Genomic DNA, 11,088 nt, shown 5'->3' on the forward strand with positions numbered 1-11,088 from the left:
AAGAGAAGGAATCAACGCTTGTCGAGCCTGCTTGCCGTGGTGTTACCCACGAACTGCAGGATCTGTACCAGCACCACGAGCAGCGCCACGGTGAGCACCATCACGTCGGTCTGGAAACGGTAGTAGCCGTAGCGGATGGCCAGGTCGCCGATGCCGCCGCCGCCCACCACGCCGGCCACCGCCGAGTACGAGAGAAAGCTCACGGCCAGCACTGTCAGCGCCAGCACCAGCCCCGAACGGGCCTCGACCAGCAGCACGCGCCAGACGATCTGCAGCTCGGTCGCGCCCATGGCATGCGCCGCCTCGATCACGCCGCGCGGCACTTCGCGCAGGCACTGGTCGACCAGCCGGGCCAGGTACGGAATGGCCGCGAACGACAGGGGCACCGCGGCCGCCAGCGGCCCGATCGACGTGCCCGCGATCACCCGCGTGAAGGGCACCAAGGCCACCAGCAAGATGATGAAAGGGAACGAACGCACCGTGTTCACCAGCCAGTTGAGCACCAGGAACGCGGGCTTGTTCTCCAGCGACTGGCCGGGGCCCAGCAGGAACAGCAGGATGCCCAGCGGCCCGCCGATGAGCACGGCGGCCGACAGGCCGATGGCCAGCATCATGAAGGTCTGGCCGGTGGCGACCCACAGCTCGGGGAGGATGGGGGCGATGTTCTCAAACATAGGCCAGCTCCTGTGCGCCGAGCTGCGAGGGCGGGCGCGGAGAGTAGGGTTCGCGCGCCTCGCGTTCGCGGCGGCGCACCAGTTCATCGATTTCGCGGCCCAGCGCGGTCTTGCGCTCCACGCTCGGTGCGTCGACCGCGAACTGCTCCACCAGCCGGCCCTTTTCGAGGATGGCCACGTTGCGGCACAGCACCTCGACCACGGACAGCTCGTGCGTGACGATCACGATGGTCACGCCGATCTTCTGGTTGATTTCGCGCAGCGTTTCGAGCAGCGAGCGCGTGGTTTCGGAGTCGAGCGCCGAGGTGGGCTCGTCGCACAGCAGCACTTGCGGGCGCGGCGCCAGCGCACGGGCAATGGCCACGCGCTGCTTCTGGCCGCCGGAGAGCTGGGCCGGGTAGGTGTCGATCTTCTCGGCCAGGCCCACGAGCGCCAGGCACTCGCGCACACGTGCGTTGATTTCGGCCTTCGAGTGGCGGCCGTGGATCTTCAGCGGGAAGGCCACGTTGTCGAACACCGTGGCGTTCTGCAGCAGGTTGAACTGCTGGAAGATCATGCCGATGTTCTGGCGCGTATCGCGCAGCTCGCGGCGCGAGAGCGTGGTGAGGTCGCGCCCGCCGACGAAGACCTGGCCCGAATCGGGCCGCTCCAGCAGGTTGATGAGGCGCAGCAGCGTCGATTTGCCGGCGCCGCTCTTGCCGATCAGGCCGAACACGTCGCCCTGCTGGATGTCGAGCGACAGCGACTGCACGGCGTCGAACACCTCGCCGTTGGGCAAGGCAAAAGACTTCTGCACCGATTGAAGACGGATGACTGGCGCCGCGTGGCCGCGGCCCGTGTCAGGCGTAGGGTGGGTCATGGAAAAGATGCGCAGCCCGCGCAAAGGCAGGTCGCGGAGGTTCGCAAAAAGGTGCCGAGTATGAAAAGAAACGCAGCGAAAGGGAACGAACAAAAAGGATGCTGTTTATACGCATATACGCATAAGGAAATCCTGTAGCGGGCAAGACACGCCATATCGATATGCGCATTGGTTCGTTCCCAAACGCTGGCGGCAATGCCACATTCGCGCCTTCTTTTTTTGATTTCGCGCAACGACATGCATACCTCTTTCCGCCGCCGCACCCTCGCCCTTGCCACGCTGGCCGCCGCCCTCTTCGCCGGCAGCGCCGCCTTCGCGCAGGACAAGAACACGCTCAAGGTCGGCGTCTCCGTCGGCAACGGCGAGCAGATCTTCGAGGTGGTCAAGAAGGTCGCCGCCAAGGACGGCCTGAACATCCAGGTCGTGGTGTTCAACGACTACCAGCTGCCCAATGCGGCGCTGGCCTCGGGCGACCTCGACGCCAACGCCTTCCAGCACCAGCCCTTTCTCGACAACCAGAACAAGGCGCGCGGCTTCGACATCGTGCCCGTGGGCCTGACCATCACCGCGCCGCTGGGCTTCTACTCGCGCAAGATCAAGTCGATCGACCAGCTGCCTGATGGCGCCTCGGTCGGCATCCAGAACGACCCGTCGAACGGCAACCGCGCGCTGTTGCTGCTGCAGCAGGCCGGCCTGATCACGCTGAAGCCCGAAGCGGTGAAGAACAACACGGCCACGCCGCTGGACGTGGTGACGAACCCCAAGAAACTGAAGCTGGTGGCTCTCGATGCGGCCCAGCTGCCTCGCTCGCTCGACGACCTGACCATTGCCTCCATCAACAACGACTACGCCGAGAAGGCCGGCCTGTCGCTGAACAAGGACGCCGTGATCAAGGAATCGCCGAAGAGCCCGTACGCCAACCTGATCGCCGTGCGCCGCGCCGACAAGGACAAGCCCTGGGCCAAGCGCCTCGTGGCCGCCTACCAGTCGCCCGAGGTGAAGAGCTTCATCGAAACGCAGTTCAAGGGCTCGCTCGTGCCGGCGTTCTGATTTCGGGTCTTGCGCCTTCCCCCAGAGGGGAAAGGCGCAATACAGGGGCACTCCCTGGCTGGCTGGCGGACCGTGAGAAAATGCCCGGTTTCCCCGAACACAGTCAGGACACCCCATGGACGCAGAACAGATCAACCAAATCGGCGCAATGCTCGCGGACCTGAGCGTCCGTACGGTCGATTTACGGAGGTATCTTTGACTACGATGCCAAAGCCGAACGTCTGAGGACGGTCAACGCATCGCTCGAAGACCCGAACGTCTGGAACGACCCGAAGAAGGCCCAGGAACTGGGCAAGGAAAAGAAGTCGCTCGACGACGTGGTCGTCACGCTCGACCGGCTCACCAACGGGCTCTCGGACAACACCGAACTCTTCGAAATGTCGAAGGAAGACGGCGACATGGACGGCCTGCAGGCCATTGCCGATGACGCCGCCACGCTCGAAGCCGACATCAAGCAGCTCGAATTCCGCCGGATGTTCAACAACCCGGCCGATCCGCTGAACGCCTTCGTCGACATCCAGGCCGGCGCCGGTGGCACCGAGGCCTGTGACTGGGCCAGCATGCTGCTGCGCCAGTACCTGAAGTACGCCGAGCGCAAGGGCTTCAAGACGCAGATCGAAGACGAAACGCCCGGCGACACCGCCGGCATCAAGGGCGCGACCATCAAGGTCGAGGGCGACTACGCCTTCGGCCTGCTGCGCACCGAGACCGGCGTGCACCGCCTGGTGCGCAAGTCGCCGTTCGACTCGTCGGGCGGCCGCCACACGAGCTTTGCCAGCATCTTCGTGTACCCGGAAATCGACGACTCCATCGAGATCGAGATCAACCCGGCCGACGTGCGCACCGACACCTTCCGCGCCAGCGGCGCGGGCGGCCAGCACATCAACAAGACCGACTCGGCCGTGCGCCTGACGCACATCCCGACCGGCATCGTGGTGCAGTGCCAGGACGGCCGCAGCCAGCACAGCAACCGCGACGTGGCGTGGAAGCGCCTGCGCTCGCGCCTGTACGACCACGAGATGCGCAAGCGCCAGGAAGAACAGCAGAAGCTCGAAGACAGCAAGACCGACGTGGGCTGGGGCCACCAGATCCGCAGCTACGTGCTGGACAACAGCCGCATCAAGGACCTGCGCACCAACGTGGAAGTTTCGGCCACGCAGAAGGTGCTGGACGGCGACCTCGACGTGTTCATCGAAGCCTCTCTCAAGCAGGGCGTGTAAAACCGATGAGCCTGAAAAGCCTGAAGGATGGTGGCAAGGTCGAAGCCTTCATCTTCGACATGGACGGCACCATGATCGACTCCATGCCCTGGCATGCGCGCTCGTGGGTGGAGTTCGTGGCGCGCCACGGGCTGAAGCTCGACGTGAGCGACATCCTCGCGCGCACCACGGGCCGCACCGGCACCGAGTGCATGCGCGAGCTGTTCGAGCGCGAGCTCTCCGACGAGGAGTGCCAGGCCCTGGTGCACGAGAAGGAAGAGATCTACCGCGCCATGTTCAGCGACAACTTCACCGAAGTGGCGGGCTTCACGGCCTTTGCCAAGGCCGCCGTTGCACGCGGCCTGAAGGTGGCGGTGGGCACGGCCGGCGACAAGGGCAACATCGAATTCGCCATGTCGCGCCTGAAGATGGACCCGCTGCCGCTGGCCATAGTGGGCGGCGACGAAGGCTTCACTGGCAAGCCCACGCCCGCCATCTTTCTCGAAGCCGCGCGCCGCATCGGCATAGCGCCCGAGCGCTGCATCGTCTTTGAAGACGCACCCTTCGGCATAGAAGCCGCCCGCCGCGGCGGCATGCGTGCCGTGGCCGTGTGCAGCACCCATACCGCCGCCGAGCTTGCCGGCCCCCATGTGATTGCCGCGGTTCGCGACTACAACGAACTCGCCCATTCGAATTTTCTGGAGACACTCGATGCTGCTACGTGACGCTCAAGGGCAACCCATTGCCATCCGCCGCGAAGACTATGCCGCCCCGGCGTACTGGATCGACACCGTCGACCTCACCTTCGACCTCGACCCCGCCAAGACCCGCGTGCTCAACCGCATGCAGATGCGCCGCAACCCAGAGGTGCCGGTGCAGCCGCTGCGCCTGGACGGCGACGAGCTGAACCTGGCGCGCGTGCTGGTCAACGGCCAGGGCGCTTCCTTCCGCATGGAAGGCGAACAGCTCGTCATCGACGGCCTGCCCGACGCTTTCGAGCTCGAGATCTTCACCACCTGCTGCCCCATCAAGAACACCAAGCTGATGGGCCTGTTCGTGAGCGAAGACACCTTCTTCACGCAGTGCGAGGCCGAGGGCTTCCGCCGCATCACCTACTTCCTCGACCGTCCGGACGTGATGGCGATGTACACCGTCACGCTGCGCGCCGCCAAGGCCTCCTACCCGGTGCTGCTGTCGAACGGCAACCTCGTCGAACAAGGCGAACTGCCCGAAGGCCGCCACTTCGCAAAGTGGGTCGACCCCTTCAAGAAGCCCAGCTACCTGTTCGCCCTGGTGGCTGGCAAGCTGGTAGCGCGCGAGCAGCGCATCAAGGCGCGCAACGGCAAGGAGCATCTGCTGCAGGTGTACGTGCGCGCCGGCGACCTCGACAAGACCGAGCACGCGATGAACTCGCTCATCAACTCGGTGCTGTGGGACGAAACCCGCTTCGGCCTGCCGCTGGACCTTGACCGCTTCATGATCGTTGCCACCAGCGACTTCAACATGGGCGCCATGGAGAACAAGGGCCTGAACATCTTCAACACGAAGTACGTTCTGGCCAACCAGGCCACCGCCACCGACGCCGACTACAGCAACATCGAAAGCGTGGTTGGCCACGAGTACTTCCACAACTGGAGCGGCGACCGCGTGACCTGCCGCGACTGGTTCCAGCTCTCGCTGAAAGAAGGCCTCACCGTCTTCCGCGACCAGGAATTCAGCCAGGATTTGTGCGCCGACGCCTCGGCCCGCGCCGTGAAGCGCATCGAAGACGTTCGCGTGCTGCGCACCGCCCAGTTCCCCGAAGACGCGGGCCCCATGGCCCACCCGGTGCGGCCCGACAGCTACATCGAGATCAGTAACTTCTACACCGTCACCATCTACGAAAAGGGTGCCGAGGTGGTCCGCATGATGCAGACGCTGGTCGGCCGCAAGGGCTTTGAAAAGGGCATCACGCTCTACTTCGAACGCCACGACGGCCAGGCCGTGACCTGCGACGACTTTGCACAGGCCATTGCCGACGCCAACCCCGAGTCGGAACTGGCACGCCTGCTGCCCCAGTTCAAGCGCTGGTACAGCCAGGCCGGCACGCCCCGCCTTGCCGCCCACGGCGTGTACGACGCGCAGAACCGCAGCTACACCCTGAGCGTGGTGCAAAGCTGCCCGCCCACGCCGGGCCAGCTGACGAAGGAGCCCTTCGTCATTCCGCTGAACATCGGCCTGCTCGACGCCAACGGCCGCGAACTGCCGATGCAGCTCGAAGGCGAAAACGACGTAACCCGCGGCACCCGCACGCTGGTGCTGTCGCGCGCCGGCGAGCAGATCACCTTCGTGGGCCTCGACGCCGAGCCCGTGCCTTCCATCTTGCGCGGCTTCAGCGCGCCGGTGATCCTCGACTTCGAGTACACCGACGCGCAACTGCTCACCCTGCTGGCCAACGACCCCGACCCGTTCAACCGCTGGGAAGCCGGCCAGCGATTGGGCCTGCGCGCCGCGCTGCAAGGGATTGCCGCACTGGCCACCGACACCACGCCGGTGCTGAACGACGCGTACATCGACGCCATGCGCAGCGTGCTGCGCAACCCGCAGCTCGACGCCGCCTTCAAGGAACTGGTGCTCACGCTGCCGTCGGAAACCTACATTGCCGAACAGCTCGACGTGGTCGACCCGCAGCGCGTGCACCTCGTGCGCGAAGCCATGCGCGCCCAGCTGGCCACCGCCCTCTTTGCCGACTGGCAGTGGGCCTATGAAGAGAACCACGACACCGGCGCCTACAGCCCCGACCCGACCTCGTCGGGCCGACGCGCGCTGGCCGGCATGGCGCTCAACTTTCTGTGCCTGGCGGCGCGTGCCTCGGGCGACGTCGTGTGGCCGGGCAAGACGCTGCAGCGCTTCAAGGACGCGGGCAACATGACCGACCGCTTCAACGCGCTCAACGCGCTGGTGTCGTCGGGCAACACCCTGGCGGCGCAGGCGCTCGCGCGCTTCCATTCGATCTTCAAGGACGAGGCACTGGTCATCGACAAGTGGTTCTCGCTGCAGGCCGGCGCCAGCGACCGCGGCGGCGACATCCTGCCGCTGGTCAAGCAGTTGATGAAGCACCCTGACTTCTCGCTGAAGAACCCGAACCGGGCGCGCAGCGTGATCTTCAGCTACTGCAGCGCCAACCCCGGCGCATTCCACCGCCCCGACGCGGCCGGCTATGTGTTCTGGAGCGAGCGCGTGATCGAGCTCGACGCCATCAACCCGCAAGTGGCTGCCCGCCTCGCCCGCGCACTCGACCGCTGGAGCAAGCTGGCCGAGCCGTACCGCAGCGCCGCGCGCGAAGCCATCGCCCGCGTGGCCGCCAAGCCCGACCTGAGCAAGGACACGCACGAAGTCGTGACCCGCGCCCTGGCCGGAAACTGAAGCAACCGAACCCCACAAGACACATGGCTCAACAAAAGATTTCCCTCACCCGCTACCTCGTCGAACAACAGCGCGCCGACGGCCTCATTCCCGGCCAGCTGCGCCTGCTGCTCGAAGTGGTCGCGCGCGCCTGCAAGAGCATCAGCCAGGCCGTCAACAAGGGCGCGCTGGGCGGCGTGCTCGGCACGGCCGAGAGCGAGAACGTGCAGGGCGAGATCCAGAAGAAGCTGGACATCATCGCCAACGAAGTGCTGATTGAGGCCAACGAATGGGGCGGCCACCTCGCGGCCATGGCCAGCGAGGAAATGGACAGCATCTACGTGGTGCCCAACCGCTACCCGCAGGGCGAATACCTGCTCATGTTCGACCCGCTCGACGGCAGCAGCAACATCGACGTGAACGTCAGCATCGGCACCATCTTCAGCGTGCTGAAGAAGCCCGACGACCACCCCGGCGTGCAGGAAGGCGACTTTCTGCAGGCAGGCACCCAGCAAGTGGCCGCCGGCTACTGCATCTACGGCCCGCAAACCACCCTGGTGCTGACCGTGGGCAACGGCGTGGCCATGTTCACGCTGGACCGCGAGCAAGGCAGCTTCGTGCTGACGCAGGAAGACATCCAGATTCCGGCCGACACGAAGGAATTTGCGATCAACATGAGCAACATGCGCCACTGGGACGAGCCCATGAAGCGCTACATCGACGAATGCCTGGCCGGCAAGGAAGGCCCGCGCGGCAAGGACTTCAACATGCGCTGGATTGCCAGCATGGTGGCCGACGTGCACCGCATCCTGATGCGCGGCGGCGTCTTCATGTACCCGTGGGACAAGCGCGAGCCCGAAAAGGCCGGCAAGCTGCGCCTGATGTACGAGGCCAACCCCATGAGCTGGCTGGTCGAGCAGGCCGGCGGCGCGGCCACCAACGGCAAGCAACGCATCCTGGACCTGCAGCCCACCAAACTGCATGAGCGGGTGAGCGTGATGTTGGGTTCACGTAACGAAGTTGAGCGGCTGACCCAGTACCACGCCGAGAAGGCGTGATTTCTTGGCTATAATCTGAGGCTTCGCCGGTGTAGCTCAGTCGGTAGAGCAGCTCATTCGTAATGAGAAGGTCGGGTGTTCGATTCATCTCTCCGGCACCAATACTAAAACCCCGCTATCTCTTGATAGCGGGGTTTTTTTCCGTTTACGCAGCACCTTTTCGAAACGGGGTCTCGGGCCATCGGACCGTCGTCCTTGCCCTCGAAGACCTTCGGCCAAAGCAAAGTGGTTGTGCTTAAAAACCCTGAAGCTAAGGAAGAGTGCGCAGTTCGCTAACTCAGCGCCAAACTGTACGACAGTCGTCGAAGGCAAGCTTCGATGAAACGAAATCATCGCGGCTGTTTAGTCCTCCGCCACTGGCGGGAATGGTCGAACGCAAACCAGGTTGTAGCAGTGCGTCGATCGGCTCACCCAGGATTTTTCTGATAGACAGAGTCATAAATCTCTGTAACGATGCGTTGCAGGAACGTGAATATTTTCACTGTCAAAGTAAATAATGAGGGGAATATGGCTGTTGAATTAATTTCCGTTTTCAACAACAAGGGTGGTGTCGGAAAAACCACATTAACTTTCCACCTTGCTCACGCCTTAGCAGATTTGGGGCATAAAGTTCTCGCGGTGGACCTTGACCCTCAGTGCAATCTTTCAATTTACAGTCTTCCTGCAGAAGAAATTCAGGAAATCTGGGAGAAAGAAAATCCATTTATTGATGCACCAGGATTTGAAGCTGCTCGTGCTGCAATGCCGACAAAGCAATTTGCCGCACTTTGCAAGAATCCGAGAACTATTCATTTTTCCTTAAAGCCGGCAGAGGAAGGGACCGGGGCTTTGGATGAACTCCCCCCCCCAATAGAGCTGAAACCCAACCTCCACCTTATCCCGGGCCGCCTCACTCTTCATATGTTTGAAGAAGCTCTGGCACGCCGCTGGAGTGAAGCGTTTGTCGGAGCCCCATTGGCATTGCGCACGCTGAGCGAAATTAGAAGACTATTACTGCAGTATGCTAAAGAGTACGGATATCAGTACATTATTGTTGACACGTCCCCCAGTCTAGGTCAACTCAATAAATCGATTCTAACCAATGTGGATGCATTCTTGATTCCGTGTGCACCAGACTTGTTTAGTTTATATGGCATTCGAAATATTGGAAGCTCACTCGAGCGATGGAAAGCGGAACTCAAGACGTTGTATAGCTTAATCCCCCCCGCTAGGCGACCATCTCTGCCGGAAAGTTTTGTTGGATTTTTGGGCTATACGATATATAACGCAAAAAAAAGAGAGGGATCAACTCCGTGGGATATGGCCATCGCTCATTACGGTTATGCACAACAAATCAAACAAACCATTTCCACCCAGATACCTTCCTCATTAAGTGAAGGAATACCAAAGTCTGATCTGAATGAGCCCATTGGGGAGATGGCGGTAATGCATTCGCACAATACCTATCCGAGTCATGCGCAGAAATACCACTGCCCAATTTGGGAACTGCCTACCCTCGAAAACCTTGAAGAAGGCGATGAGGCAACGGTATTGACGAATAAAAAAAGATACCTAGCAACAAGAGCTGCATACAAGATTTTTGCAAAATCAATGATTGCACGGCTAAAACTTTTGAAGCGAAAGCCACTATAAATGGCCTCGCAAAAACTTACCAAGCAGCATCTCAATGCCGTAGCCGAAGCTTATACAAATCGGCGAGATGAACTGGACTTGTTTAGACAACAAGTAGTAGGTTTTTTTGAGAGGTCAAGGCATTTTCATGCCAGTCCTTTGCCATTAATTCACTCAGTAAAGTCGAGACTAAAGGATCCATATCATTTAATCGATAAAGTGAGGAGAAAATGGCAGACCAAGAAAATTACTCCAGCAAATCTCTTTAAATCCGTCACAGATTTAGCCGGAGTTCGAGTTTTACACTTATATACGCAGCAATTTTCAGACATCCATAACGCAATTAAAAATCATATTGCTGCGGGTTTTTGGGTGCTCGCAGAAGCACCTGTTGCGTATAGCTGGGACCCCGAGACTACTGAATATTTTTCAAGGCTTGGAATAAAATCGGTTACACGAGCCACCTATTACACCAGTATTCATTATGTGATCAAGCCACATTCAAAAACCGATATTTGCTGCGAAATTCAAATACGAACGCTATTTGAAGAAGTCTGGGGAGAAATTGATCACGCCTTGAACTATCCCACGGAAACAGAAATAATAGCTTGCAAAGAACAACTCCGAGTTTTAGCAAAACTCACTTCCACCGGAACGCGACTTGCAGATTCGATTTTTAAGATTTCACAAGGCAGCTAGTATTCGAATACGCAAGCTTTAAATATGCATATCTGAGGTATTAGGCGCCTTCGTTCGCAGCCGCGAATATAGGTGCAGCGCGTCTTCCGCAAGGTCCGCGGCGATCCGCATAATGTTGTCCCGATGCTTCGCCCCAATCGCATCGAACCATTCGCTACAGTCCCCGTAGCAGCAACTCAGCAGAGATTGCAATTGGGTCAACTTGTTCTCAAGAGTGCCTGACGCGTCCTGCTGGCGGGTTACGTCGTCGGAGGTGGGCGTGTTTTGCCCGGCGATAATTCGATCAGCCATTTTGATGTGCGCCTTCCAAGGTAATGCACGTTGATTGGTCAGACGGCCATGGTGTTAGCGCACCTTGGCCGTCGCCTTTTGTGCCTCACATCGACATCGCTGCGGTGTGCATCGATGTCCCGCCGTGAGGCGCGGCGGACCTTCAAATGTATGGGAGAAGCGCGCTGGCGGACGCCTCCATGCAGTTGACCTGCCCGGTTTCTCCGAGACATTGATTTCTAGGAAGATGGCTCCCGCCCGAAGAGGAGCCCATGAAGAAGAGT

Annotated in this window: 9 protein-coding genes and 1 tRNA gene; 8 read left to right on the forward strand and 2 right to left on the reverse strand. The window is 60.5% G+C overall.

Going from position 1 to position 11,088, the window contains the following annotated elements:
• Window positions 1-11: 11 nt before the first annotated feature.
• Window positions 12-674 (reverse strand): methionine ABC transporter permease, encoded by a 663-nt coding sequence (locus tag AC07O3_RS19360; protein ID WP_007835547.1) that lies wholly within the window; start codon window positions 672-674, stop codon window positions 12-14.
• Window positions 667-1,533 (reverse strand): methionine ABC transporter ATP-binding protein, encoded by an 867-nt coding sequence (locus AC07O3_RS19365; RefSeq protein WP_097200746.1) that lies wholly within the window; start codon window positions 1,531-1,533, stop codon window positions 667-669. Before AC07O3_RS19365 ends, AC07O3_RS19360 begins: the two co-directional genes overlap by 8 nt.
• A gap of 237 nt (window positions 1,534-1,770) precedes the next feature.
• Here AC07O3_RS19365 and AC07O3_RS19370 point away from each other — a divergent pair, with 237 nt between their 5' ends.
• The 8 genes from AC07O3_RS19370 (at window position 1,771) to AC07O3_RS19405 (ending at window position 10,534) form a co-directional block, all read left to right on the forward strand.
• Entirely contained in the window at window positions 1,771-2,583 is an 813-nt protein-coding gene (locus AC07O3_RS19370; protein ID WP_093051901.1) for a MetQ/NlpA family ABC transporter substrate-binding protein, read from the forward strand.
• Between the two features lie 115 nt (window positions 2,584-2,698).
• Window positions 2,699-3,803, forward strand: a protein-coding gene (gene prfB / locus AC07O3_RS19375; RefSeq protein ID WP_097198623.1) for a peptide chain release factor 2 whose coding sequence is annotated in 2 segments (ribosomal slippage) — window positions 2,699-2,779 and window positions 2,781-3,803 — 1,104 coding nt in all. Because the reading frame shifts where the segments join, the coding sequence is not laid out codon by codon here.
• Window positions 3,804-3,808: 5 nt separating this feature from the next.
• A complete protein-coding gene (locus AC07O3_RS19380) occupies window positions 3,809-4,507 on the forward strand; it encodes an HAD family hydrolase (RefSeq protein WP_097198622.1) in 699 nt (232 codons plus the stop codon).
• Window positions 4,494-7,187 carry an aminopeptidase N gene (pepN, locus tag AC07O3_RS19385; RefSeq protein WP_495340062.1) on the forward strand — a complete coding sequence of 898 codons (2,694 nt, stop codon included), beginning with the start codon at window positions 4,494-4,496 and terminating at the stop codon, window positions 7,185-7,187. The genes AC07O3_RS19380 and pepN overlap by 14 nt, the downstream gene beginning before the upstream one ends.
• A 23-nt stretch (window positions 7,188-7,210) precedes the next feature.
• Entirely contained in the window at window positions 7,211-8,224 is a 1,014-nt protein-coding gene (locus tag AC07O3_RS19390) for a class 1 fructose-bisphosphatase (RefSeq protein ID WP_093051765.1), read from the forward strand.
• A gap of 25 nt (window positions 8,225-8,249) precedes the next feature.
• Window positions 8,250-8,325 (forward strand) — tRNA-Thr (locus AC07O3_RS19395).
• Window positions 8,326-8,692: 367 nt separating this feature from the next.
• Window positions 8,693-9,856, forward strand: a complete 1,164-nt coding sequence (locus AC07O3_RS19400) for a ParA family protein (protein ID WP_495340063.1) — start codon at window positions 8,693-8,695, stop codon at window positions 9,854-9,856.
• Window positions 9,857-10,534, forward strand: coding sequence for a RelA/SpoT domain-containing protein (locus AC07O3_RS19405; RefSeq protein ID WP_495340064.1), 678 nt, complete (start codon window positions 9,857-9,859; stop codon window positions 10,532-10,534).
• The last annotated feature ends 554 nt before the right edge of the window (window positions 10,535-11,088 follow it).

The organism is Variovorax sp. GW821-FHT09D05 (assembly GCF_059416325.1).

Coding starts and splice junctions, on each gene's coding strand:
- AC07O3_RS19360 (WP_007835547.1), bottom strand. CDS start 674: ATGTTTGAGAACATCGCCCCCATCCTCCCCGAGCTGTGGGTCGCCACC.
- AC07O3_RS19365 (WP_097200746.1), bottom strand. CDS start 1,533: ATGACCCACCCTACGCCTGACACGGGCCGCGGCCACGCGGCGCCAGTC.
- AC07O3_RS19370 (WP_093051901.1), top strand. CDS start 1,771: ATGCATACCTCTTTCCGCCGCCGCACCCTCGCCCTTGCCACGCTGGCC.
- AC07O3_RS19380 (WP_097198622.1), top strand. CDS start 3,809: ATGAGCCTGAAAAGCCTGAAGGATGGTGGCAAGGTCGAAGCCTTCATC.
- pepN (WP_495340062.1), top strand. CDS start 4,494: ATGCTGCTACGTGACGCTCAAGGGCAACCCATTGCCATCCGCCGCGAA.
- AC07O3_RS19390 (WP_093051765.1), top strand. CDS start 7,211: ATGGCTCAACAAAAGATTTCCCTCACCCGCTACCTCGTCGAACAACAG.
- AC07O3_RS19405 (WP_495340064.1), top strand. CDS start 9,857: ATGGCCTCGCAAAAACTTACCAAGCAGCATCTCAATGCCGTAGCCGAA.